We start from the raw sequence: 24,762 nt of genomic DNA on the forward strand, positions 1-24,762 counted from the left end.
CGCCTCGGGGTGCTTTGGTGCAGGTGAGACGAGGCTTACACGCTCCGTATGCCGACAAACACGAACACCCCGCCCGGAGGAGCTCCGGACGGGGTGTTCGGGGAGGACGGGGTTACAGACCGAGCTCGACCTCGAACTCGCCCGCTTCCAGGATCGCCTTGACCGCCGTCAGGTAACGGGCCGCGTCGGCGCCGTCGACCAGGCGGTGGTCGTAGGAGAGGGTCAGGTAGGTCATGTCGCGGACGCCGATGACCGTGCCCTCCTCGGTCTCGATGACCGCCGGACGCTTGACCGTGGCACCGATGCCGAGGATCGCGACCTGGCCCGGCGGCACGATGATCGTGTCGAACAGCGCGCCACGCGAACCGGTGTTGGAGATGGTGAAGGTCGCGCCGGACAGCTCGTCCGGGGTGATCTTGCTGGCCCGGACCTTGCCCGCCAGCTCCGCGGTGGCCTTGGCGATGCCCGCGATGTTGAGGTCGCCGGCGTTCTTGATGACCGGGGTCATCAGGCCCTTCTCGGAGTCCACCGCGATACCGATGTGCTCGGTGTCGAAGTAGGTGATGGTCCCCTCGGCCTCGTTGATCTTGGCGTTGATGACCGGGTGGGCCTTCAGCGCCTGCGCGGCGGCCTTGACGAAGAACGGCATCGGGGAGAGCTTGACGCCCTCACGGGCCGCGAAGGAGTCCTTCGCCTTGGCACGCAGCTTCATCAGGCGGGTGACGTCGACCTCGACGACCGACGACAGCTGGGCCTGCTCGTGCAGCGCCTTGACCATGTTGTCGCCGATGACCTTGCGGATGCGCGGCATCTTGACGGTCTGGCCACGGAGGGGGGAGACCTCCAGCGCCGGGGCCTTCTTGGCGGCGGTCGGGGCGGCGGCAGCGGCCGGAGCCGGGGCAGCGGCGGCGGCCTTCGCGGCCTCGGCGGCGGCGATGACGTCCTGCTTGCGGATACGGCCGCCGACGCCGGTGCCCTTGACGGTGGACAGGTCGACGCCGTTCTCGGCGGCGAGCTTGCGCACCAGCGGGGTGACGTACGCGCCCTCGTCCGTCGCCTGGGTGGCGGTCGGGGAGGTGGGCGCGGTGGCCGGGGTGACCGGAGCCGGGGCGGGCGCCGGAGCGGGGGCCGGGGCAGCGGCAACGGGCGCCGGAGCCGGAGCAGCGGGGGCCGGGGCCGGGGCAGCAGCCGGGGCCGGGGCGGCCGGAGCAGCGGCGGGGGCCGGGGCGGCCGGAGCCGGAGCGGCGGCCGGAGCGGCACCCGGAGCGCCGATGACGGCGAGCTTGGCGCCGACCTCGGCGGTCTCGTCCTCGCCGACCGTGATCTCCAGCAGCACACCGGAGGTGGGCGCCGGGATCTCGGTGTCGACCTTGTCCGTGGAGACCTCGAGCAGCGGCTCGTCGGCCTCGACGGAGTCGCCGACCGACTTCAGCCAGCGGGTGACGGTGCCCTCGGTGACGGACTCACCGAGCGCGGGCAGGACCACGTCCGTGCCCTCGGCGCCACCGGCCGGTGCGGCCGGAGCGGCCTCGGCGGCGGGGGCGGGAGCCGGAGCGGCCGGGGCCTCGGCGACCGGGGCCGGGGCGGGCTCGGCGGCCGGAGCCGGGGCCTCGGCGGCGGCGGGGGCCGGAGCGGCGGCCGGGGCGCCCGTGCCGTCGTCGATCAGGGCCAGCTCGGCGCCGACCTCGACCGTCTCGTCCTCGGCGACCTTGATGGAGGCCAGCACGCCGGAGGCTGGGGCCGGGATCTCGGTGTCGACCTTGTCGGTCGAGACCTCGAGCAGCGGCTCGTCGGCCTCGACGCGTTCGCCCTCGGCCTTCAGCCAGCGGGTGACAGTGCCCTCGGTGACGCTCTCACCGAGCGCCGGAAGGGTTACGGAAACCGCCATGGTTTCGGTTGCTCCTAACGAATTGCGGAAGTCTGTGTCGTCGCGCCCGTTGACCGAAGGCTCAGTCGTGGGAGTGCAGCGGCTTGCCGGCCAGGGCCAGGTGGGCCTCGCCGAGCGCCTCGTTCTGCGTCGGGTGGGCGTGGATGAGCTGGGCGACCTCGGCCGGCAGCGCCTCCCAGTTGTAGATCAGCTGGGCCTCGCCGACCTGCTCGCCCATGCGGTCGCCGACCATGTGGACGCCGACGACGGCACCGTCCTTGACCTGGACGAGCTTGATCTCGCCCGCGGTCTTCAGGATCTTGCTCTTTCCGTTGCCCGCCAGGTTGTACTTCAGAGCGACGACCTTGTCCGCGCCGTAGATCTCCTTGGCCTTGGCCTCGGTGATACCGACGGAGGCGACCTCCGGCTGGCAGTACGTCACCCGGGGAACACCGTCGTAGTCGACCGGGACGACCTTCAGACCGGCCAGACGCTCCGCCACCAGGATGCCCTCGGCGAAGCCGACGTGCGCGAGCTGGAGCGTCGGGACGAGGTCACCGACGGCGGAGATGGTCGGGACGTTGGTGCGCATGTACTCGTCGACGAGGACGTAGCCGCGGTCCATGGCGACCCCGGCCTCCTCATAGCCCAGGCCCTGCGAGACCGGGCCGCGGCCGACGGCCACCAGCAGGACCTCGGCCTCGAACTCCTTGCCGTCGGCCAGAGTGACCTTCACACCGTCCTGGGTGTACTCGGCCTTCTGGAAGAAGGTGCCCAGGTTGAACTTGATGCCGCGCTTGCGGAACGCGCGCTCAAGAAGCTTCGAGCTGTTCTCGTCCTCGACCGGGACGAGGTGCTTCAGGCCCTCGATGATCGTGACGTCCGAGCCGAAGGACTTCCACGCCGAGGCGAACTCGACGCCGATGACACCGCCGCCCAGGATGATCGCGGACTTCGGCACGCGGTCCAGGACGAGGGCGTGGTCGGAGGAGATGATGCGGTTGCCGTCGATCTCCAGGCCCGGCAGCGACTTCGGCACGGAGCCGGTCGCCAGCAGGACGTGGCGGCCCTGGACGCGCCGGCCGTTCACGTCGACGGAGGTGGGGGAGGACAGGTAGCCCTCACCCTCGATGTACGTCACCTTGCGGGAGGCGATGAGCCCCTGCAGACCCTTGTACAGACCCGAGACGACCTCGTCCTTGTACTTGTGGACGGCCGGGACGTCGATGCCCTCGAAGCTGGCCTTGACGCCGAACTGCTCGCTCTCGCGGGCCTGGTCGGCGATCTCGCCCGCGTGCAGCAGGGCCTTGGTGGGGATGCAACCCCGGTGCAGGCAGGTGCCGCCGACCTTGTCCTTCTCGATCAGGGCGACGTCCAGGCCCAGCTGCGCCCCGCGCAGGGCCGCGGCGTAACCACCGCTACCACCGCCGAGGATCACTAGGTCGAAAACGGTGCTGGCGTCGTTCGCCACGTCACGTCCTCCATGCATGTGCGCCGTACGCCGGTCTCCGATGACCGGCAGGCGGCTGGTGTCCGGCCGCTTGATGCTTCGGCCCTTCGGTGGGGGCCCTGTCCTGCCGGGCTCCATCTTTGCACTTGTCGGAGGCGATCGAGACGCGGGGCCGGTGTGTGAGACGTCCCACGTTCACGGGAAAACGAAGGTCCGCCGCGACAGGGGCGCGGGGAACTGCGCGAACAGCCCCCACGCCCCTGCGGACGCCGTACTACGGACCGGACCGAGCTGTCAGCCGACTCAGCCCAGGTCACCCGCGGCGGTCAGCTCCGCGAGACGGACCAGCGTACGCACGGCGGAACCCGTACCACCCTTCGGCGTGTACCCGAAGGGGCCGCCCTCGTTGAACGCCGGCCCGGCGATGTCGAGGTGCGCCCACGTGATCCCCTCGCCCACGAACTCGCGCAGGAAGAGGCCCGCGACCAGGCCGCCGCCCATCCGCTCGCCCATGTTCGCGATGTCGGCCACGGACGACTCCATGCCCTTGCGCAGGTGCTCCGGCAGCGGCATCGGCCAGGCCGGCTCGCCGACCTCCTCCGCCGCCTCGTGCACCGCGGAGCGGAACGCGTCGTCGTTGGCCATCACACCGAACGTCCGGCTGCCCAGCGCCAGCATCATCGCGCCGGTCAGCGTGGCCACGTCCACGATCGCGTCCGGGTTCTCCTGCGAGGCCGCCCACAGCGCGTCGGCGAGCACCAGCCGGCCCTCGGCGTCGGTGTTGAGCACCTCGACCGTCTTGCCGCTGTGCATGCGCAGCACGTCACCCGGGCGCACGGCGGAGCCGGACGGCATGTTCTCGGCCAGCGCCAGCCAGCCGGTGACACTGACCTCCAGGCCGAGGCGCGCGGCGGCGACGACCGCGGCGAACACGGCGGCGGCACCGCTCATGTCGCACTTCATCGTCTCGTTGTGCCCGGCCGGCTTCAGCGAGATGCCGCCCGAGTCGTAGGTGATGCCCTTGCCGACGAAGGCCAGGTGCTTCTCCGCCTTCGGGTGCGTGTACGACAGCTTCACCAGGCGCGGGGCGGCCGCGGAGCCCCCGCCGACGCCGAGGATGCCGCCGTAGCCGCCCTTGACCAGAGCCTTGTCGTCGAGCACCTGCACCTTGATGCCGTGCTCCTTGGCCGCGGCCTGCGCGATGCCGGCGAAGGCGGCGGGCGTGAGGTCGTTCGGCGGCATGTTGATCAGGTCGCGGGCGCGGTTCAGCTCCTCGCAGACCGCGACCGCGCGGGCGACCGCGCCCTTGTGGGCGGCGTCGCGCGGCTTGCCGCCGAGCAGCGCGGCCTCGGCCAGCGGCGCCTTGCCGTTCTTGGCCTTGCCGTTCCCGGCGTCCTGGGCGTTGCCCTTGTAGGTGTCGAAGGAGTAGGCGCCGAGCAGGATGCCCTCGCTGATCGCGCCGACCGCGCCCGGGCTGTCGACGGGCAGCGCGAACGCGGCCTTCTTCGACCCGGCGAGCGCACGGGCGGCCACGCCGGCGGCCCGGCGCAGCGCCTCGGCGTCGTAGCCGACGTCCTCCCCGTCCTCGCCGTCCTTGCCGGCGGGCTGCGCGCCGAGGCCCACCGCCACCACGAGCGGGGCCTTGAAGCCGGCCGGCGCGGGCAGCTTCGTCAGCTCACCCTCGGCACCCGAGGCGCCGAGGGTCTCCAGGACGCCGGCCAGCTTGCCGTCGTACGCCTTGTCCACGGCCTCGGCGCCCGGCGCGACGACGGGCCCCTGGGCGCCCTTGGCGACACCGATCACGATCGCGTCGGCCCGCAGGCCGGGCGCCGCGGCGGTGCTGAGAGTCAGAGCAGTCACGGTGGTGAAATCTCGCTTCCGATGTGAAGTTCGCTGTGGCCGATGTGGGGTGGGTCGACCGGGCCCGAGAGCCGACCCTAGGCCCACGCCTGGGCACTGGTGGCGACCGGGGCCTTCACCCTGTCGGCGAACACCCGTGACGAGACTACGCCCGTCGCCGACGCGCCCCGAAGGGGCGCGAGGCCACGCGCGACACGCGGCTCCGCGGCGGACGCGGCCGGCGCCGTGCCGGAAGGCGTCAACGACCGAGGGCCAGCACCACGAGTGCCGTGACCGCGGCCGTCTCCGCGACCGCACCGAACACATCACCGGTGACCCCGCCGAACCTGCGGACACACCTGCGCAGCAGCAGGTCGGCGACGGCGACGGCGACGGCCACCGCGAGGGCGGTCCGCGCGCCGTCGTACCCGCCGAGGCCGGCGCCCGCCGCCCCGGCCGCCGCCACGACGGCGAGCGCCACGGCCAGTGCCGCGCCCTTCGGGACCACCCCGGCCACCGCCGCCCCCAGTCCGTCCGGGCGGGCCGCCGGCACTCCGGCGCGGGCGGCCAGGGTGAGCGCCAGCCGGGCCGCGACCGCCGACGCCACGGCCGCCACGGCACCCCGGGCCCAGGAGTCGCCGTAGAGCTGCGCCAGCACGGCGACCTGGGCGAGCAGCACCAGGACGAGGGTGAGCACCCCGAACGGTCCGATGTCCGACTGCTTCATGATCCGGAGCGCGTCCCCGGCGGGCTTGCCGCTGCCCAGCCCGTCGGCGGTGTCGGCGAGCCCGTCGAGATGCAGCCCGCGGGTCAGCGCGGCCGGTACGGCGACCGAGGCGACGGCGGCGAGCAGCGGGCCCGCGCCGAGGAGGAGCAGCAGCACGCCCAGCCCGGCCGCGCACCCGCCGACGACCAGCCCGGCCACCGGCGCCCACAGCATGCCCCCGCGCGCGGCCCCCCGGTCCCAGCGGCGCACCCGGACGGGCAGCACGGTGAGCGTGCCGAAGGCGAAGCGGAGTCCGTCCCGGAGGGGGGACGGGGCGGACGGGGAGGACGGGGAGGACGTGAGCACCGGCGCAGGGTATCCGGCGACCGACCCGCCCCACCCGGCGGCCGGACCTCCACCCGACGACCGGGCCCCCCGCCCGGCGGGGGGCCCTCCCCGGCTCCACCCGCCGGCCGGCTTCGCCTGCTAGCCGACAGCCAGCCCCTGGGCTCCATCCGGCGGCCGGTCCCCCTGGTCTCACTTTGGCCGTCAGCCGCTGCCGGGACCTCGGCTGGCTCCCAGGGCACCCACCCGGCGGCCGGACCTCCCGAGTCCCGCCCAGGCCACCAGAGGCCTCCCGGTGCGACCCCGGCCAGGAGACGCCTCCCGGCCCAGCATGGCCATCAGAGGTCTCCCAGGCCTCACCCCGGCCCCGCCCCCGGTTTCTACCTGACGGCCAGCCCCCGGGGCTCCACTCGGCGGTCGGACCTTCCGAGTCCCACCCAGGCCGCCAGAGGCCTCCCGGCCCCGACCTCGGCCGCCAGAGACCTCCCAGGCCCCGTCCTCGGCCGCCAGAGGTCTCCCGGGCCCACCCCGGCCCGGCCCCCGGTTTCTACCTGACGGCCAGCCCCCGGGGCTCCCCGGCGGCCGGACCTTTCGGGTCCCACCCCGGTCACAGAGGCCTTCCGGCCCCACCCCGGTGGCCAGAGGTCTCCCGGCCCCCGACCTCGGCCGCCAGCGCGCCCGGGTAGACCTCGTCGGGGCGGGCCCACGCGCGGCCCCTTCGTGCGCACCCGGAGGGATAAAGTGCGCACATGGGGCATTGGTGGGTGCGGAACATCGTCGAGCCGGGCAAGCTTCCGCTGCTGCTGGCCCTCGCCGCCTTCGTGCTGACCTTCGTCGTCACCCGGGTCATCACCCGGCTGATCCGGGCGGGCAAGGGCCCCTTCGGCAACGTCAAGGCGGGCGGGCTGCACATCCACCACGTCGTTCCCGGGGTCGTCCTCACCGTCGTCGGCGGCTTCGGTGCGGTGGCCAGCGACCGGCACGGCGCCGGCGGGGTCGTCTCGGCCGTGCTGTTCGGCATGGGCGCGGGCCTGGTCCTGGACGAGTTCGCGCTGATCCTGCACCTGGACGACGTCTACTGGACCGAGGAGGGCCGCAAGAGCGTCGAGGTCGTCGTGCTCACCGCCGCCCTGGTCGGCCTGTTGCTCGCCGGTTTCGTCCCGTTCGGCGTCAACGACGTCTCCCAGCAGGAGCTGGCCGACCGCGGCACGGTCATCTCCAACATCGTCGCGAACTTCCTCTTCTCCCTCGTCGCCCTGCACAAGGGCAAGGCCCGCATCGCGCTCTTCGGGGTGATCGTGCCGCTGGTCGCGCTCGTCGGCGCGGTCCGGCTCGCCCGCCCCGGCTCCGCGTGGGCCCGCCGCTTCTACGGCCGCCGTCCCCGCGCCCGTGCCAGGGCCGCCCTGCGCGCCTACCGGCACGACCGCCGCTGGGCGCGGCGGAGCCGCGCCGTTCAGGACTGGATCGGCGGCAAGCCCGACCCCCGCCCGGCGCGCCTGCCCGGCCACCGCTGACCGCGGGCGCGACCGCGCGGGGTCGTGCCCCGGTGCCGTGATGCCGCCAGCAGACACAGCAGCCCCACAGCCATCAGCGCGGCCAGATGCTCCTTGCCCGCCAGGTTCTCCTTGAGCAGCACCTCGACGACCATCGCCAGCGTCACCGCGCCCGCCGTCGCGTAGGCGCCGTACCGCCAGCTCACGAACACCGCGAGCCCGACGACGGCCGCCGAGGGGCCGGTGTCCACCACCTGCCCGTCGGTCCACGGCAGCCCGAACGGGGCGTGCGCGCCCAGGGTGATGCCGAGACGCGCGTACAGGGTTCCGGCCAGCGTGGCGACGTAGGCGATGGCCAGCGTCCGCCACCAGCCCAGGCACAGCTCCGCGATCCCGAACACCAGCAGGATCTGCGCCAGCGCCCCCCACACGGGCAGATCCAGCGCGGGCACGAACAGCGACAGGGGAGTGCGCAGCAGGGCGAGCCACAGCGGGTCGTCGGCCCGTACGGCACCCAGGTTCTGCACCAGCTGGTAGCCCCACGGCTGGTTCTGCACGTACTGCAGGAACGCCGTCAGGCCCACCGCCGCGACCGTCAACGGGGCCGCCGCCGGGCCCCTTCTGCGCAGGGGCTCGCGCACGGCGGCGTACAGCGGCCCCCACTCGGTACGGGCCCAGCGGGCCGGCGTCCTCATCGGACGCCCCTCCTCGAACGTTCCAGCGTCGAGCGTTCCGGCCATCGAGCGTTCCCCCGTCGCGCGTGTCTCATCGATGCGTGTCCAGGTGCCTGCGGTGCAGCCACTTGGGCAGCCCCGGCGCCTCCAGGAACCCCTCCGCGCGGGCCGACGCGAGGCCGATGCGTGGCAGGTCCGCGCTCTTCTCGAAGAGCAGGAACCGTGGCTCCCAGATGGGCCGGTACTTGGCGTTGGCGCGGTACAGCGACTCGATCTGCCACCAGCGCGAGAAGAAGCTGAGCAGCGACCGCCACAGCCTCAGCACCGGTCCGGCACCGAGGCGCGCGCCACGTTCGAAGACCGATCTGAACATCGCGAAGTTGAGTGAGACCTGCGTGATCCCGATCTCGTCGGCCCGCCGCAGCAGCTCGATGACCATGAACTCCATCAGCCCGTTGTCGGAGTCCCGGTCCCGCCGCATCAGGTCCAGGGACAGCCCGTGCGGCCCCCACGGCACGAAGGACAGCAGCGCCCGCAGCCGCCCCTCGGCGTCCGCGCACTCCAGCATCACGCACCGGCCGTCCCCGGGGTCCCCGAGCCGGCCGAGCGCCATGCTGAAGCCGCGCTCGGTGGCGCCGTCCCGCCAGTCGTCGGCACGCTCCACGAGATGCGCCATCTCGCCGGCCGGGATGTCCTCGTGCCGCCGGATGCGCACCCGGTACCCGGCCCGCTTCACCCGGTTGTACGCCTGCCGGACGGTGCGCATCGCCCGGCCGTCCAGGGTGAACTCGGCGACCTCCACGACCGCCTCGTCCCCGAGTTCCAGCGCGTCGAGTCCGTGCCGGGCGTAGACGGTCCCGGCCTCCTCGCTCGCCCCCATGACCGCCGGGATCCAGCCGTGTGCCCGCGCCTGGGCGAGCCAGGGCACGATCGCGCCCGGCCAGGCCTCGGGGTCCCCGATCGGATCCCCGGACGCGAGACTCACCCCGCCGACGACCCGGTAGGCGACGGCGGCCTTCCCGGTCGGCGACCACACCACGCTCTTCTCCCGGCGCAGCGCGAAGTAGCCGAGCGAGTCGCGGTCGCCGTGCCGCTCCAGCAGCTCGCGCAGCCGCTTCTCGTCGTCCTCGCCGAGCGGGTCGACGGCCCGCCGGGACCGGAAGGCGGCGTAGAACACGGCGAGGACCAGCGCCGTGCTGAGCACGTTGATCGCCACGTTGGCCCAGTTGGGCGGGTCGATCCCGGGGAAGTGGGACTCCTCGGCCGCCACCGACACCAGGCGCAGGGCGCCGTAGTGCCAGCGCTCCGGGAACGTGGACCGGGCCGCGTCCGGCGCCTGGTTCGTGACCGTCACCAGCAGACCGGCCAGCAGGCTCGCCACCAGCCCGCCGCCGACGGCCACCGTGGCCGCGAGCCGGGGGTTGGACCGGTCGCCCTTGGCGTAGAACTCCCGGCGGCCGACGAGCAGCGCGCCGACGAAGGCGGCCGTCAGCGCGAGGGAGACCCAGTTCTGCGCGTACCGCCGGATCTCCGGGAACGCCATGGCGAACGCGAACAGCGCCAGGAAGAGCCCGCTCATCACCAGGTTGAGGATCCACGCGGCCCGCTTCCGGCGCCGCATGGTGATCGCGAGGAAGGCGGTGAACACGCCGGAGGCGAAGCCGGCCGTCAGCAGGTACGGAGTGAAGAAGTCGTCCTGGTTGTGCCGGCGCACGTCCTGGCCGAGCGAGACCCACACCGCGCTGAGGAAGTTGACGAAGGCGACGGTCCGCAGGTACCAGACGGCGAACGCGGCGGCCCGCCGGGAAGCCCCGGTGGACCGCCGCGCCCGCTCACCCGTCCGCGCCGCCTCGGCTCGCTGCTCCACGGCAATCCGGACATCTCCCATAGGGCAGGATCATATGGGTGCGGCTCCGGCGAACCGCACTTTTCAGCCCCTCGGTGGCAGCGGCCTCACATTTCCTTCTCTTCCTCCGGCTCCTTCTCGGCCTCCGGCCTCTCGGGAAGCTCCGCGGCCAGCGCGGCGGCGCTCTGCACCAGCGGCAGCGCCAGCAGCGCGCCGACGCCCTCGCCGACCCTCACCCCCTGGTCCAGCAGCGGCTCCAGGGCCATCCGGTCCAGCGCCTTCGCCTGACCCGGCTCCCCGCTGTCGTGCCCGGCCAGCCACCAGTCCGGCGCCCGGAACGCGACCCGCTGCGCGACCAGCGCACACGCGGCGGCCACGACCCCGTCGAGGATCACCGGCAGCTTCCGCACCGCGCACTGCAACAGGAACCCGGTCATCGCCGCCAGGTCCGCTCCGCCCACGGCCGCCAGCAGCTGCAACTGGTCCCCGAGCACCGGCCGGGCCCGCCGCAGCGCGTCCCGGATCGCCGCGCACTTGCGCATCCACGCCAGGTCGTCGATCGCGACCCCGCCCCGCCCGGTCACCACGGACGCGTCGGTGCCGCACAGCGCGGCGATCAGCACCGCCGCCGGCGTGGTCCCGCCCACGCTGACATCGCCGAGCACCACCAGATCGGTCCCCGAGTCGGCCTCCTCGTCGGCGACCGCGACACCCGCCCGCAGCGCGGCCTCGGCCTCCTCCAGGGTGAGCGCGTCCTCGACGTCGATACGGCCGCTGCCCCGCCGCACCCGGTGCCGCACCATGTCCTTCGGGAAGGTGTCCGGCTCGCAGTCCAGGGCCATGTCCACGACCCGTACGGGCACCTCCAGCCGGCGTGCGAGCACGGCCACCGGGCTCGCGCCCTCCAGCACCGCCCGCACCAGCTGCTCCGCACCGCCCGCGGGCCGCGCCGAGACGCCCAGCTCCGCGATGCCGTGGTCGCCGGCGAACAGCACCACCCGAGGCCGCCCGACCGGCCGCACCGGCACGGTGCCGCGCGCGGCGGCCAGCCACTCGCCGAGCTCGTCCAGGCGGCCCAGCGCTCCCGGCGGCACGATCTGGCGCTCCCGCCGGGCCTCGGCGTCACGGCGTACGCCCCCGTCCGGGCGCTCGATCAGATCGGTGAAGTCGTCCAGATTAAGGCTGCTCATTCGCCGAACAGTACCGCCAGCGAACGAACGCGCCCGCGCCACATCGCCACCACACCCCCACGACGTCTTTGCACCTCAGAGCGTGATCCCATACGTTCCGGTTTGCCGCGGAATGTCGCACAGGGAGCACGCCCATGCCGACCTCGCCCCTCACCCCGCAGATCACCACCCCCCACGACCCCTTCCAGGAGCCCCGCCGCGAGGACTGCCCCTGGTGCGGCTCCCGCCGCCTGCGCACCCGGCTGCGCGCGCCCGACCCGCTGCGGCACCGGTGGGGCAGGTTCGTCCTCGACGGGTGCCGGGACTGCGGCCACGCCTTCCAGAACCCCCGGCTCAGCGCGGAGGGGCTCGCCTTCTTCCACCGCGACTTCTACGAGAGACACCTGGAGGAGTTCGACGCGCGGATCCTGCCCGCCCGGGCGGTCCGCCGCCGGCACCGCGCCACCGCCTGGCGGCTGTCCGCGCTGCGGGAACCGGAGAGCTGGCTGGACGTCGGCACCGGCCACGCCCGGTTTCCCGAGGCGGCGAAGGAGTTCTTCCCCTACACCAGCTTCGACGGGCTGGACCCGACGGCCCGGGTGGAGCAGGCGCTGCGGGAGGGGCGCGTGGAGGAGGCGCACCGCGGTTACCTCACCACCCCCGGCATGGCGGACCGGCTGCGCGCCCGCTACGACGTCGTCACCATGTTCCACCATCTGCAGCACGCGCCCGACCCGCGCGCCGAACTGCGCGCCGCGCTGACCGTGCTGCGGCGCGGTGGCCACCTGGTCGTCGAAGTCCCGGACCCGCGCTGCCTGTTCGCCACGCTGCTGGGCAGGTGGTGGCTGCCGTACGGCCAGCCGCGCCATCTGCACCTGGTGCCGCTCGCCAACCTCCGCGCGGAACTGCGGTCCCTGGGCTGCACGGTCCTGGTCACGGACCGCACGACCCCGCATGTGCCGTACGACCTCTCAGCGGCCGTCGCCCTCGCCGTGGCCCAGGCCCACCCGGCCGTCCAACTGGCGGCGATCCCCGTGCAGGCCCTGGCCTCGGCCCTGGACCACGGGTGCGCTCCGCTGTTCCGCCGCACCCGCTTCTCCAACGCGTACCGGGTGGTGGCGCGCAAGGACGGGGGGTGACCACGGGCGGCACCGGTGGGCGCAGGGCAACCCGTCATCCCCGGAGCACCAGCGCCTGCCCCGCCACCACCAGAAGCACCTGCTCGCACTCGTTCGCGAACGCCGCGTTCAGCCGGCCCAGTTCGTCCCGGTAGCGGCGGCCGGAAGCCGTCGCGGGGACGATTCCGGAGCCGACCTCGTTGGACACCGCCACCACGGTCCGCCGAGTCCCCCGCACCGCCGCCGTCAGCTCCCGCACCCGCTCCCGCAACGCCTTCTCACCCCCGCCCGCCCACTCCGCGTCGTCCCACGCCCCCACGGAATCCATCACGTCCGTCAGCCACAGCGACAGACAGTCGATCAGCACCGGCGGCCCGTCCTGCGCGAGCACCGGCACCAGGTCCGTCGTCTCCGCCGTACGCCACGACCCCGGCCGCCGCTCCCGGTGCACGGCCACCCGGGCCGCCCACTCGGTGTCCCCGCCCCGCGTACCGCCCGTCGCCACGTACAGCACCTCCGGGAACGTCTCCAGCCGCCGCTCCGCCTCCACCGACTTGCCCGAGCGCGCCCCGCCCAGCACCAGCGTCCGCCGCGGCACGTCCGGCACCTCCTCGTACGCCCCCACCACCAGCGTCGTACCGTCCGGCACCGCCCGCGCCCCCGCCGCCGCGAGCCGGCGCCGCAACTCCGCTCCGGGCGGCACATCGTGGTCCAGGTGGACGGCGAGCACATCCGTCGTGGGGCCGACCGAGCCGACCGCGCGGAGCCGGGCGAGCGCGTCGGGACGGCCCACGACGTCCGCGAGGAGCATGTCGTACGACTCCGCCGTCGCTTCCTCCAGACCCGCCGGCGCCCCGCCCGGGGGCAGATACAGCAGCCGCTGCCCGTCCGGCCCGGTCACCGCGTACCCGGTGCCGCCCGCGTCCATCGCCACGGCCCGCACCCGATGCCCCGTCAGCAGCGCCAACTCCCGCCCGTCCGGCACCCGCCCGGGCTGCGGCAGCCCGGCCGGGACCTCCACCGCCGGGCCGTCGTGCGGATGCGACAGCAGCACCTGCCGTACCCCGCCCAGCGACTGCCCGGCGCGGGCCGCCGCGAACGCCGCGCCCGGCGTCAGGTCCAGCAGCAGCGTCCCGTCCACGAGCGCCGCGGTCGCGGCCCGCGCGTCCGGCCCGAGCGCGGTCGCGCACGCGGCACAGGAACAGTCGGGGCGAGGCAGTCCCGCCGGGGCACCGGTACCGAGCAGAGTTACTTCCACGGACTGATTTTCGCCTGCCCCCGAAGGTCTCGCGCGACCGGCCACCCGGATGATCCACCGCCTCTAACGGGCGACCCGGCGGAGCGCATACGCTGCGGGGGCAGGTGTTGGATCGAAGGAGGCCCAGATGACGGCATGGACGTGGCGGTTCGAGAAGGCCGACGGGACGGAGGTCCAGCCGGCCGTGCAGCCCGAGGAGTTCACCACGCAGGGCGATGCCGAGTCCTGGATCGGCGAGCACTGGAAGGCGCTGCTGGAGGGCGGGGCCGACCAGGTGCGGCTGTTCGAGGAGACCAGCGAGATCTACGGGCCGATGAGCCTGCACGCCGACGCGTGATCCGGCCGTGAACGAGGTGAGGAGGGGTCACCCTCCTCACTGCTCGCCCAGCGTCACCTCGACCGTCTTCTCGGTGCCGTCCCGCTGGTAGGTCACCGTGGTGCGCTGGCCCGGCTTGTCATCCGCCAGCGCCTCGGCGAGTGAGGTGATGGTGGTGACGGGCCGGTCACCCAGTCCGGTGATGATGTCACCGGCGCGCAGGCCCGCCCGGTCGGCCGCGCCGCCGGCGCGGACGGTGACCACCGCGACCCCGCTCGGCTGGTAGCGGTCGTCCACGACCGTCCGCGCGGTGATGTCGAGGGCCGCCCGCCCGGACTCGACGACCTTCCCCTCCCGGACGATCTGGTCGGCGACCGTCCGCACCATCGACGCCGGGATCGCGAACCCGATGCCGGGCGCCGCGCCGTTGCCGAAGTTCGGGTCGGCCGCCGCGAGCGTCGGGATGCCGATCACCTGCCCGTCGAGGTCGACCAGGGCGCCACCGCTGTTGCCGGGGTTGATCGCGGCCGAGGTCTGCACCATGTTCGCGATCGTCGCGCCCGTACCGCCGCCCGTGTCACCCTCGCTGACGGTCCGTCCGGTCGCCGAGACGATGCCCTGGGTCACGCTGGACGACAGCCCGAGCGGCGACCCCATGGCCAGCACGATCTGCCCGACCTGCACCTTCCCGGAGTCCCCGAACACCGCCGGCTTCAGCCCGGCCGGCACCTTGTCCAGCCGGACCACGGCGAGATCCTGCTCGGGGTAGGAGTAGACCAGGCTCGCGGTGAGCGGTTCCTCGTTGTTGGCCGCGGTCACCTGGAAGGTCTTCTCCGACCCGACCACGTGCGCGTTGGTGACGATGTGCCCCTTGTCGTCGTACACCACCCCGGAGCCCAGGTCCCGGCTCGCCTGGATCTGCACGACCGACGGCAGGACCTCCCGGATCACCTTCTGGTACTGGCTCTGCAGGTCGTTCGCGGCCATCGGCACGGCCGCCGGGGTCGCCGCGGCGGTGTCCCGCCCGGACCGGGCGGCGGGGGCGGTGCAGCCGGCGGCGAGGGCCGCGCAGCACACCAGCGCGACGGCCAGGACGGCTCTTCGCAGGGCACACGCGCGGGTACGGGAAGCGTCCATGTCCCGAGTCTCACCGCACGGTGATCACCCGTCCCGCGCTGTTCCCCCGAACGTGCTCAGCCCCGTACCCCGCACAGATGCAACAGCGCCGCCACTCCGCGGTAGGGGTCCGTGCGGCCGGCCCGCTCCTCGACCGCGAGCAGTGTCTCCAGGTCGTCCGGGACCGCCGCGTCGTCCGCCGCCGTGTCCGTGAAGACCCGGACGCCGTACCAGGCGTGCAGCGGGGCGGCGATGCCGTCGAGCGTCGCGGTGAGGGCCGCGAGCCGGTCGGCGCGGACGTCCAGGCCGAGGCGGTTGCGATAAGCGGTGGTGTCGAAGGCGCTCAGGGCCCCCGACCAGTCCCCGGCCAGGCCCGGGCGCATGGCGAGCGCGTCGCCGTTGCGGACCAGCAGGGACAGGAGGCCGCCGGGCGCCAGCACCCGGGCCAGGCCCGCCACCAGCGGGTCCGGCTCCTCCACGTACATCAGCACGCCGTGGCACAGCACCACGTCGAAGCTGCCCGGCAGGAAGTGCACACCGGTGTCCCGCCCGTCGCCCTGCACCAGCCGCACCCGCTCCCGGATGCCCTCCGGCTCCCGCGCCACGGCCTCCCGCGCGGCGGCGATCATCGTCGCGTCCTGCTCGACCCCGGTCACATGGTGGCCGAGCCGGGCCAGCCGCAGCGCCTGCGTGCCCTGGCCCATCCCCACGTCGAGCACCCGCAGCCGCTGCCCGACCGCGAACCGCCCGGCTATCTGCTCGTCCAGCTGCCGGGCCACCAGTTCCTGGCGTACGACATCCCGCAGGCCGCCCAGCTTGTCCAGCCAGGCATCGGCCGCGCCCCCGGTGAAAGCGTCAGCGCTCAGGGCCGCTCTCCGCGCTTGACCTGCGGCTTCGGCAGCCGAAGCCGGCGCATCTGCAGGGACCGCATCAGCGCGTAGGCGACCGCGCCGCGCGTGTTCTCGTCCGGGAAGCGCTCCTGCAGCCGCTTCTTCAGCCGGAAGCCGCTGACCGCCGCGTCCAGCACGATCAGCACGATCACGATCAGCCACAGCAGCAGCGCGATGCTCTGGATCGCGGGCACCCGCACCACGCTCAGCACCAGGATGACCACCGCGAGCGGCAGGAAGAACTCCGCCACGTTGAACCGCGAGTCCACCCAGTTCCGGGCGAACTTGCGGACCGGGCCCTTGTCCCGGGCCGGCAGATACCGCTCGTCGCCGCTGGCCAGTGCCTGGCGCTGTCGCTCCAGGGCCTGGCGCCGCTCCTCGCGCTGGCGCTTCGCGGCCTCCTTGCGGTTCGTCGGCGTACGGGCGACGCTGCGGCGCTGGGACTGGGCCTCACTGCGCTTGGGAGTGGGCCTGCCCTTCGGGGCCTGCGGGTCGCGGGGCTGCTTGGAGAGGGTCACCGGCGCCTTGTCGGCGGTCGGGGCCTTCTCTTCCTTGGCACGGCTACGGAACACAAAACCCAAGGGTAAGGGCTGCACCGGCATGGACCCCAGTCCGGTGGGGAACGATCCGGCAACACCGGACGTCTCCAGGGGGACAGAGGGGACACACAGAGGGCTTCCGGCGGCATCGGGGTGGATCACCTACTCCCTGCGCCGGAGCGGATCGGTCCGCAGTCGTCCTCGGGGATGAGCGCATCACCCCGCGAACAGTGCGGTAATGGAAGCAGGGCCCGTACTGTGGGACCTGTCGCAGGATCTGTGAGCTGGAGTCCGTCAGAAGGGGGCGCGCGAAGCCCATGAGCGGTGTCATGAAGCGTATGGGGATGATCTTCCGCGCGAAGGCGAACAAGGCCCTTGACCGGGCCGAGGACCCGCGCGAGACCCTCGATTACTCGTACCAGAAGCAGCTGGAACTGCTCCAGAAGGTCCGCCGTGGCGTCGCCGACGTGGCCACGTCCCGCAAGCGCCTGGAACTCCAGCTCAACCAGTTGCAGCAGCAGTCCTCCAAGCTGGAGGACCAGGGCCGCAAGGCGCTCGCGCTCGGCCGTGAGGACCTGGCCCGCGAGGCGCTGTCCCGCCGCGCCGCCCTCCAGCAGCAGGTCACCGACCTCGAAACCCAGCACGCGACCCTCCAGGGCGAGGAGGAGAAGCTCACCCTGGCGGCCCAGCGCCTCCAGGCCAAGGTGGACGCCTTCCGTACGAAGAAGGAGACCATCAAGGCCACCTACACCGCCGCCCAGGCCCAGACCCGCATCGGCGAGGCCTTCTCCGGCATCTCCGAGGAGATGGGCGACGTCGGCCTCGCCATCCAGCGCGCCGAGGACAAGACCGCCCAGCTCCAGGCCCGGGCCGGCGCCATCGACGAGCTGCTCGCCTCGGGCGCCCTGGACGACCAGTCCGGCATGCACAAGGACGACATCCAGGCCGAGCTGGACCGGCTCTCCGGTGGTACGGATGTAGAGCTGGAACTGCAGCGCATGAAGGCCGAGCTGGCCGGGGGCTCCCCGCAGCAGGCCATCGAGGGCGGCACCGGTCAGGGGCAGTCCCAGCAGCAGCCGCAGGACACCCCGCGCTTCGACAAGCAGTAGTCCGGCGCCGGGGCCCGAGCCGAGGAGGCCGACGTGATCGTACGGATCATGGGAGAGGGCCAGGTGACGCTGGACGACTCCCACGTCGTCGAGCTGAACAAGCTGGACGACGAGCTGCTGAAGGAGATGGAGAGCGGCGACGAGGAGGGCTTCCGCCGCACGCTCGGCGCGCTCCTCGACTCCGTCCGCCGGCTCGGCACCCCGCTGCCGGACGACGCGCTGGAACCCTCCGAGCTGATCCTCCCGGCGCCGGACGCGACGCTGGAGGAGGTCCGGGAGATGCTCAGCGACGACGGGCTGATCCCGGGCTGAGCGTTGACGGTCCCCTGGGGGCGGGGTGCCTGGTGGCCCGGGGTGTCGTGCGGTCGGCCGGGCTGCGCGGCGGACGCGGTGCCTGATAGCCCGGGGTGTCGTGCGGTCGTGCGGTCGTGCGGCTGCGGGTCGTGTGGGGCTGGTCGCGCGGTTCCCCGCGCCCCTTCGGGCACTCCTCGGTCACCCCGCCTGTGGCTGGTCGCGTAGTACCCCGGGCCTTTCAGACGTTCCCTGGTCACCCCGCCCGGGCCGGGCTCCGCACCGGGCGCCTGCCGTCGGCCGGTTCCGGGCCCGTACTGTGCACACCGTGAGCACTCTCGAACGCGCCCGGTGCGGCCTCAAGGCGCACCCCCTGGCGGCGGACGCGGCGCTCGCCGCCGGCGTGCTGGCCTGCATGGTCGCCGGTTCCTTCGCCGCACCCCAGGGTCACCACGGCCTGTCCTGGGGCGTCCGCACCCCCGCCGCCCTCAGCCTCGTCCTCATGCTGGCCGGGGCGGCAGCGCTCGTCTTCCGGCGCCGGGCGCCCAAGACGGTCCTCGCGGTCACCGGCACCGTCTCCCTCGTCGAGTGCGTCACCGGCGACCCCCGCGCCCCGGTCGCGATGTCCGCCGTCATCGCCCTGTTCACCGTCGCCGCGACCACCGACCGCTCCACCACCTGGCGCCTCGGCCTGCTCACCATGACCGTGCTGACGGCCGCCGCCATGCTCGCCGGCCCGCTGCCCTGGTACGCCCAGGAGAACCTCGGCGTCCTCGCCTGGACGGGCATCGGCGCCACCGCCGGCGACGCCGTACGCAGCCGCCGCGCGGTCGTCCAGGCCATCCGGGACCGGGCCGAGCGCGCCGAACGCACCCGGGAGGAGGAGGCCCGCCGCCGGGTCGCCGAGGAGCGGCTGCGGATCGCCCGGGATCTGCACGACGTCGTCGCCCACCACATCGCCCTGGTGAACGTGCAGGCCGGTGTCGCCGCGCACGTCATGGACAAGCGGCCCGACCAGGCCAAGGAGGCCCTCGCGCACGTCCGCGAGGCCAGCCGCAGCGCGCTCGACGAACTCCGCGCCACCGTGGGCCTGCTCCGCCAGAGCGGCGACCCCGAGGCCCCCACCGAACCCGCGCCGGGCCTGAGCCGCCTGGAGGAGCTGGCCGACACCTTCCGCAGCGCGGGCCTGCCGGTGTCCGTGGCCCGCGCCGACCAGGGCACCGAACTGCCCGCCGCCGTCGACCTGGCCGCCTACCGGATCGTCCAGGAGGCCCTGACCAATGTGCGCAAGCACGCGGGCCCCGAGGCCGAGGCCGAGGTGAGCGTCGTACGCGTCGGGCCGAACGTCGAGGTCACCGTCCTGGACGACGGCCCGGGCAAGCCCGGCGCCGCCGAGGCCGGCCGCACGCCCGAGGCCGGTGGCGGGCACGGGCTGCTCGGCATGCGCGAGCGGGTCACCGCCCTGGGCGGCACCCTGACCACCGGACCCCGCTACGGCGGCGGCTTCCGCGTCCATGCGATCCTGCCCGTCAAGACGACGACGGCCCAGGGGGAGCCCGTATGACCATCCGTGTCCTGCTCGCCGACGACCAGGCACTGCTGCGCAGCGCGTTCCGGGTGCTGGTCGACTCCGAGCCCGACATGGAGGTGGTCGGGGAGGCCTCGGACGGGGCGGAAGCGGTCCGGCTGGCGAAGGAGCACGGCCCCGACGTCGTCCTCATGGACATCCGGATGCCCGGCACCGACGGTCTCGCCGCCACCCGGCAGATCGGCGCCGAGCCGTCGCTCGCACAGGTCCGCGTCGTCATCCTGACCACCTTCGAGGTCGACGACTACGTCGTCCAGGCGCTGCGCGCCGGTGCCTCCGGCTTCCTCGGCAAGGGCAGCGAGCCGGACGAGCTGCTGAACGCCATCCGGGTCGCGGCCGGTGGTGAGGCCCTGCTGTCCCCCACCGCCACCAAGGGCCTGATCGCCCGCTTCCTCGCCCGGGGCGACGACGGCGACGGCCCCGACCCCGCCCGCTCCGAGCGGCTCGGCACCCTCACCGGCCGGGAGCGGGAAGTCCTCGTCCAGGTCGCCGGCGGCCACTCCAACGACGAGATCGCCGAGCGGCTCGCGGTCAGCCCGCTGACGGTGAAGACGCACGTCAACCGGGCCATGGCCAAGCTGGGCGCGCGGGACCGGGCACAGCTCGTCGTCATCGCGTACGAGTCGGGGCTGGTACGTCCGAGGATGGACTGATCTCCACCCGCGTCTACTGCGCGCGGAGTAGGGACCGGTGAAGGAACGGGACCTGGGGTCTACGGAAGGGCCCTCCGGGATGGCTCAGGGTGGTGGAGACTTCTGCCGCTCACCGAAGAGAGACCCTCACCCATGTCCTGGCTGTCCAGATTCAGCCTCGCGCAACGGGCCCTCGTCGGGCTCGTGTCCCTGATCGCGCTCGCCTTCGGGCTGATCGCGATACCCCAGATCAAACAGCAGCTGCTGCCCACCATCGAACTGCCCATGGTGTCGGTGATCGCGCCGTACCAGGGCGCCTCGCCCGACGTGGTCGAGAAGCAGGTCGTCGAGCCCATCGAGGACAACCTGCAAGGCGTCGACGGCGTCACCGGTGTCACCTCCACCGCCAGTGAGGGCAACGCCGTGATCATGGCGTCCTTCGACTACGGCAACGACACCAAGCGGATCGTCTCCGACGTCCAGCAGGCCGTGAACCGGGCCCGCAACCAGCTCCCGGACGACGTGGACCCGCAGGTCGTCTCCGGGTCCACGGACGACATGCCGACCGTGGTCCTCGCCGTCACCTCCGGCAAGGACCAGCAGGCGCTCGCCGACCAGCTGGACACGACGGTCGTTCCGGCCCTGAAGGACATCGACGGCGTCGGCCGCGTCCAGGTCACCGGCGTCCGCGACCTCCAGGTCACCGTCACCCCGGACGACGCGAAGCTGGCGCGGGCCGGCCTCACCCCGGCCGCGCTCGGCCAGGCCCTCCAGGCGGGCGGCGCGACCGTACCGGCCGGCTCCTTCGACGAGGACGGTGCCAGCCGCACCGTCCAGGTCGGCGGCGGCTTCACGTCGCTGAAGCAGATCAAGGACCTGATGGTCACCGGCCAGGGCGCGAAGCGGCCGGTGCGTCTCGGTGCCGTGGCCGCCGTGAAGGAGCAGCCGGCCCCGGCCGACTCCCTCACCCGCACCGACGGCCGGCCCAGCCTCGCCGTCAACGTCACGATGGACCACGACGGCAGCGCCGTCTCCATCTCGAAGGCGGTCGAGGACAAGCTGCCCGGCCTGCGCGAGGACCTCGGGGCGGGTGCGAGGCTCACGGTCGTCAGTGACCAGGGCCCGGCCGTGTCCAAGTCCATCAAGGGCCTGACCACGGAGGGCGCGCTCGGCCTGCTCTTCGCGGTCCTGGTGATCCTGGTCTTCCTCGCGTCGGTCCGCTCGACGCTGGTGACGGCGGTCTCCATCCCGCTGTCGGTGGTGCTGGCCCTGATCGTGCTGTGGACGCGGGGCCTGTCCCTGAACATGCTCACGCTCGGTGCGCTGACCATCGCCATCGGCCGGGTCGTCGACGACTCGATCGTGGTACTGGAGAACATCAAGCGGCACCTCGGCTACGGCGAGGAGCGCGAGGAGGCGATCCTCACGGCGGTGCGCGAGGTGGCCGGCGCGGTCACCTCCTCCACGCTCACCACGGTCGCCGTGTTCCTGCCCATCGGCCTGGTCGGCGGCATGGTGGGCGCCCTGTTCGGCTCGTTCAGCCTCACGGTGACGGCGGCTCTGCTGGCCTCCCTGCTCGTGTCGCTGACGGTCGTGCCGGTCCTGTCGTACTGGTTCCTGCGCCCTCCGAAGGGCACCCCGCAGGACGCGGCGGAGGCCCGCCGCAGGGCCGAGGAGAAGGAGGCCGGCAGCCGCCTGCAGCGGGCGTACGTCCCCGTCCTGCGGTTCGCGACGCGTCGCCGGCTGACCAGCGTGCTCATCGCGATCGTGGTCCTGGTCGTCACGTTCGGCATGTCCGGCCTGCTGAAGACGAACTTCTTCGACCAGGGCGATCAGGAAGTCCTCACCGTCAAGCAGGAGCTGAAGCCCGGCACCGGCCTCGCCGCCACCGACGCGCAGGCCAGGCGGGTGGAGAAGCTGCTCGCCTCCACCGAGGGCGTGAAGGACTACCAGGTCACCGTCGGCTCGTCCGGCTTCATGGCGGCCTTCGGCGGCGGCACCGACACCAACCAGGCGTCGTACCAGGTGATGCTGAAGGACTCCGCGTCCTACGACGACGTGCGGAAGCGACTCGAGGGCGGCCTGAAGAAGCTCAAGGGCATCGGTACGACCACCGTGTCGGCCGGTGACGGCTTCGGCGACCAGGACCTCAGCGTGGTCGTCAAGGCGTCCGACCCCGAGGTGCTGCGGACGGCGGCGGAGCAGGTCCGCTCCACGGTCGCCGGCCTCGACCACGTCACGGACGTCACCAGCGACCTCGCGCAGAGCGTGCCGCGGATCTCGGTCAGGGCGAACGCCGAGGCGGCGGCGGCCGGGTTCGACGACCAGAAGCTGGGCGCCGCGGTGGCGCAGGCCGTGCGGGGTACGACGGCGGCCAAGGCGGTCCTCGACGACACCGAGCGGGACGTCGTCGTGAAGTCGGCCGAGCCCGCGACGACGCTGGCCCAGCTGAAGGCGCTGCGCCTCGGTCCGGTGAAGCTGGGTGACATCGCCACGGTGAAGCTGGTGGACGGGCCGGTGTCCATGACCCGTATCGACGGGCAGCGCGCCGCCACGATCACGGCCAAGCCGACGGGTGACAACACGGGTGCGATCGGCACCAAGCTCCAGTCGAAGATCAAGGACCTGAAGCTGCCGGCGGGTGCCACGGCCGAGATCGGCGGTGTGTCCTCCGACCAGGACGACGCGTTCAAGAACCTGGGACTGGCCATGCTGGCGGCCATCGCGATCGTCTTCATCCTGCTGGTCGCGACGTTCCGCTCGCTCGTCCAGCCGCTGGTCCTGCTGGTGTCCATCCCGTTCGCGGCGACGGGTGCGATCGGTCTGCTGGTCGCCACCGGCACCCCGATGGGCGTGCCCGCGATGATCGGCATGCTGATGCTGATCGGCATCGTGGTGACCAACGCGATCGTGCTGATCGACCTGATCAACCAGTACCGGGCGCAGGGTTACGGCGTGGTGGAAGCGGTGATCGAGGGCGGCCGGCACCGGCTCCGCCCCATCCTGATGACGGCGCTGGCGACGATCTTCGCCCTGCTTCCCATGGCCCTGGGCGTCACCGGCGAGGGCGGCTTCATCGCCCAGCCGCTGGCGGTGGTCGTCATCGGCGGCCTGATCACCTCCACCCTGCTGACGCTCCTGCTGGTCCCGACGCTCTACGCGATGCTGGAGCTCCGCAAGGAGCGCCGGGCGAAGAAGCGGGCGGCGAAGAACCGGCCGACTGCGGAGAAGGCGCCGGAGCCGGCCGGAGTGTGACGGCACGACGAAGGGCCGGGTCTCGTCGCGGACCCGGCCCTTCGCGCGCACTAGGGAAGCGCCAGCATCCGTTCCAGGGCCAGCTTGGCGAACGCCTCCGTCTCCTTGTCGACCTCGATGCGGTTGACCAGGTTGCCGTCGGCCAGGGACTCCAGCGCCCAGACCAGGTGGGGCAGGTCGATGCGGTTCATCGTCGAGCAGAAGCAGACCGTCTTGTCGAGGAAGACGATCTCCTTGCCCTCCGGCGCGAAGCGGTTCGCCAGCCGGCGGACCAGGTTCAGCTCGGTGCCGATCGCCCACTTGGAGCCGGCCGGGGCCGCCTCCAGCGTCTTGATGATGTACTCGGTCGAGCCGACGTAGTCCGCCGCCGCGACGACCTCGTGCTTGCACTCGGGGTGGACCAGCACGTTCACGCCGGGGATGCGCGCGCGCACATCGTTGACCGAGTCCAGGGCGAAGCGGCCGTGGACCGAGCAGTGACCCCGCCACAGGATCATCTTCGCCGCGCGCAGCTCGTCCGCGGTCAGCCCGCCGTTCGGCTTGTGCGGGTTGTAGACCACGCAGTCGTCCAGGGACATGCCCATGTCGCGGACGGCGGTGTTGCGGCCCAGGTGCTGGTCCGGCAGGAAGAGGACCTTTTCGCCCTGCTCGAAGGCCCAGTCGAGGGCGCGCTTGGCGTTGGAGGAGGTGCAGATGGTGCCGCCGTGCTTGCCGGTGAACGCCTTGATGTCGGCGGAGGAGTTCATGTACGACACCGGCACCACCTGCTCGGCGATGCCCGCCTCGGTCAGCACGTCCCAGCACTCCGCGACCTGCTCGGCCGTCGCCATGTCGGCCATGGAGCAGCCGGCGGCGAGGTCGGGCAGGACGACCTTCTGGTCGTCAGAGGTCAGGATGTCCGCCGACTCGGCCATGAAGTGCACACCGCAGAAGACGATGTACTCGGCCTCCGGGCGCCCGGCCGCGTCCCGGGCCAGCTTGAAGGAGTCGCCCGTGACGTCCGCGAACTGGATGACCTCGTCGCGCTGGTAGTGGTGGCCGAGGACGAAGACCTTGTCGCCGAGCCGGGCCTTGGCGGCACGGGCGCGCTCGACCAGGTCGGGGTCGGAGGGCGACGGGAGGTCTCCGGGACACTCGACGCCCCGCTCGCTCTTCGGGTCGGCCTCGCGGCCGAGCAGCAGCAGGGCGAGCGGAGTCGGCTGCACGTCGAGCTCCGGGGTCTGGGCGGTGGTCACGACACGCACCCTTTCTACTTTTCGTC

General features: G+C 72.9%; 20 protein-coding genes. 8 read left to right on the forward strand and 12 right to left on the reverse strand.

All coding sequences use genetic code 11. From position 1 onward, the window contains the following. Nucleotides 1-112 precede the first annotated feature (112 nt). The 4 genes from sucB to AB0L21_RS19955 all read right to left on the reverse strand — a co-directional run bounded on the left by sucB (nt 113) and on the right by AB0L21_RS19955 (nt 6,228). On the reverse strand, nt 113-1,888 hold the full coding sequence (sucB, locus tag AB0L21_RS19940; protein ID WP_365785394.1) for a 2-oxoglutarate dehydrogenase, E2 component, dihydrolipoamide succinyltransferase: 1,776 nt from the start codon (nt 1,886-1,888) through the stop codon (nt 113-115). A 61-nt stretch (nt 1,889-1,949) separates the two neighbouring features. Continuing rightward, the gene (gene lpdA, locus AB0L21_RS19945; protein ID WP_365698584.1) at nt 1,950-3,338 is read right to left on the reverse strand and encodes a dihydrolipoyl dehydrogenase; all 1,389 of its coding nucleotides are present in this window, start codon (nt 3,336-3,338) and stop codon (nt 1,950-1,952) included. Nucleotides 3,339-3,620: 282 nt separating this feature from the next. Further along, a complete protein-coding gene (locus AB0L21_RS19950; RefSeq protein ID WP_365785396.1) occupies nt 3,621-5,177 on the reverse strand; it encodes a leucyl aminopeptidase in 1,557 nt (518 codons plus the stop codon). 238 nt (nt 5,178-5,415) lie between these two features. Then, nucleotides 5,416-6,228 (reverse strand): adenosylcobinamide-GDP ribazoletransferase, encoded by an 813-nt coding sequence (locus tag AB0L21_RS19955; RefSeq protein WP_365785398.1) that lies wholly within the window; start codon nt 6,226-6,228, stop codon nt 5,416-5,418. A 728-nt stretch (nt 6,229-6,956) separates the two neighbouring features. On the opposite strand from AB0L21_RS19955, the gene AB0L21_RS19960 reads away from it, so the two are divergent. Then, the gene (locus AB0L21_RS19960) at nt 6,957-7,721 is read left to right on the forward strand and encodes a hypothetical protein (protein WP_365698587.1); all 765 of its coding nucleotides are present in this window, start codon (nt 6,957-6,959) and stop codon (nt 7,719-7,721) included. Here AB0L21_RS19960 and AB0L21_RS19965 read toward each other — a convergent pair. The 3 genes from AB0L21_RS19965 to cobT form a co-directional block, all read right to left on the reverse strand. Then, nucleotides 7,661-8,395 carry a hypothetical protein gene (locus tag AB0L21_RS19965; protein ID WP_365785400.1) on the reverse strand — a complete coding sequence of 245 codons (735 nt, stop codon included), beginning with the start codon at nt 8,393-8,395 and terminating at the stop codon, nt 7,661-7,663. The two genes, AB0L21_RS19960 and AB0L21_RS19965, sit on opposite strands and share 61 nt — an antisense overlap. A gap of 70 nt (nt 8,396-8,465) precedes the next feature. Then, nucleotides 8,466-10,262 (reverse strand): phosphatidylglycerol lysyltransferase domain-containing protein, encoded by a 1,797-nt coding sequence (locus AB0L21_RS19970; protein WP_365785402.1) that lies wholly within the window; start codon nt 10,260-10,262, stop codon nt 8,466-8,468. Between the two features lie 65 nt (nt 10,263-10,327). Continuing rightward, complete coding sequence (gene cobT / locus AB0L21_RS19975) at nt 10,328-11,410, reverse strand: nicotinate-nucleotide--dimethylbenzimidazole phosphoribosyltransferase (RefSeq protein ID WP_365785404.1); 1,083 nt, start codon at nt 11,408-11,410, stop codon at nt 10,328-10,330. 134 nt (nt 11,411-11,544) lie between these two features. Between cobT and AB0L21_RS19980 the strand changes: the two genes are divergently transcribed. Further along, nucleotides 11,545-12,528, forward strand: a complete 984-nt coding sequence (locus AB0L21_RS19980; RefSeq protein ID WP_365698591.1) for a class I SAM-dependent methyltransferase — start codon at nt 11,545-11,547, stop codon at nt 12,526-12,528. Nucleotides 12,529-12,562: 34 nt separating this feature from the next. Here AB0L21_RS19980 and AB0L21_RS19985 read toward each other — a convergent pair whose 3' ends face one another. Continuing rightward, a complete protein-coding gene (locus AB0L21_RS19985; RefSeq protein WP_365698592.1) occupies nt 12,563-13,765 on the reverse strand; it encodes a bifunctional adenosylcobinamide kinase/adenosylcobinamide-phosphate guanylyltransferase in 1,203 nt (400 codons plus the stop codon). Between the two features lie 127 nt (nt 13,766-13,892). Here AB0L21_RS19985 and AB0L21_RS19990 point away from each other — a divergent pair, with 127 nt between their 5' ends. Beyond that, entirely contained in the window at nt 13,893-14,102 is a 210-nt protein-coding gene (locus AB0L21_RS19990; RefSeq protein WP_365698593.1) for a hypothetical protein, read from the forward strand. A 36-nt stretch (nt 14,103-14,138) separates the two neighbouring features. Here the strand turns inward: AB0L21_RS19990 and AB0L21_RS19995 are convergent, their stop codons facing one another. The 3 genes from AB0L21_RS19995 to AB0L21_RS20005 form a co-directional block, all read right to left on the reverse strand. Further along, a complete protein-coding gene (locus AB0L21_RS19995) occupies nt 14,139-15,218 on the reverse strand; it encodes a trypsin-like peptidase domain-containing protein (RefSeq protein ID WP_365698594.1) in 1,080 nt (359 codons plus the stop codon). Between the two features lie 56 nt (nt 15,219-15,274). Further along, a complete protein-coding gene (locus tag AB0L21_RS20000; RefSeq protein WP_365785406.1) occupies nt 15,275-15,976 on the reverse strand; it encodes a methyltransferase domain-containing protein in 702 nt (233 codons plus the stop codon). An 83-nt stretch (nt 15,977-16,059) separates the two neighbouring features. Then, nucleotides 16,060-16,689 (reverse strand): DUF3043 domain-containing protein, encoded by a 630-nt coding sequence (locus tag AB0L21_RS20005; RefSeq protein WP_181140854.1) that lies wholly within the window; start codon nt 16,687-16,689, stop codon nt 16,060-16,062. Between the two features lie 266 nt (nt 16,690-16,955). Here AB0L21_RS20005 and AB0L21_RS20010 point away from each other — a divergent pair, with 266 nt between their 5' ends. From AB0L21_RS20010 to AB0L21_RS20030, 5 genes are all read left to right on the forward strand, one after another. Then, nucleotides 16,956-17,735, forward strand: a complete 780-nt coding sequence (locus AB0L21_RS20010) for a PspA/IM30 family protein (protein WP_078611732.1) — start codon at nt 16,956-16,958, stop codon at nt 17,733-17,735. Between the two features lie 33 nt (nt 17,736-17,768). Next, nucleotides 17,769-18,047 carry a hypothetical protein gene (locus AB0L21_RS20015; RefSeq protein ID WP_365785408.1) on the forward strand — a complete coding sequence of 93 codons (279 nt, stop codon included), beginning with the start codon at nt 17,769-17,771 and terminating at the stop codon, nt 18,045-18,047. A gap of 307 nt (nt 18,048-18,354) precedes the next feature. Continuing rightward, on the forward strand, nt 18,355-19,590 hold the full coding sequence (locus tag AB0L21_RS20020; RefSeq protein ID WP_365785410.1) for a sensor histidine kinase: 1,236 nt from the start codon (nt 18,355-18,357) through the stop codon (nt 19,588-19,590). After that, entirely contained in the window at nt 19,587-20,267 is a 681-nt protein-coding gene (locus AB0L21_RS20025; RefSeq protein WP_365698597.1) for a response regulator transcription factor, read from the forward strand. The genes AB0L21_RS20020 and AB0L21_RS20025 overlap by 4 nt, the downstream gene beginning before the upstream one ends. 132 nt (nt 20,268-20,399) lie before the next feature. Beyond that, nucleotides 20,400-23,501, forward strand: a complete 3,102-nt coding sequence (locus tag AB0L21_RS20030; protein WP_365785412.1) for an efflux RND transporter permease subunit — start codon at nt 20,400-20,402, stop codon at nt 23,499-23,501. Nucleotides 23,502-23,551: 50 nt separating this feature from the next. On the opposite strand, the gene nadA is transcribed toward AB0L21_RS20030, so the two are convergent. Beyond that, complete coding sequence (gene nadA / locus AB0L21_RS20035; protein WP_365698599.1) at nt 23,552-24,736, reverse strand: quinolinate synthase NadA; 1,185 nt, start codon at nt 24,734-24,736, stop codon at nt 23,552-23,554. Between the last annotated feature and the right edge of the window lie 26 nt (nt 24,737-24,762).

The organism is Streptomyces sp. NPDC052721 (genome assembly GCF_040678315.1).
GTDB lineage: Bacteria > Actinomycetota > Actinomycetes > Streptomycetales > Streptomycetaceae > Streptomyces.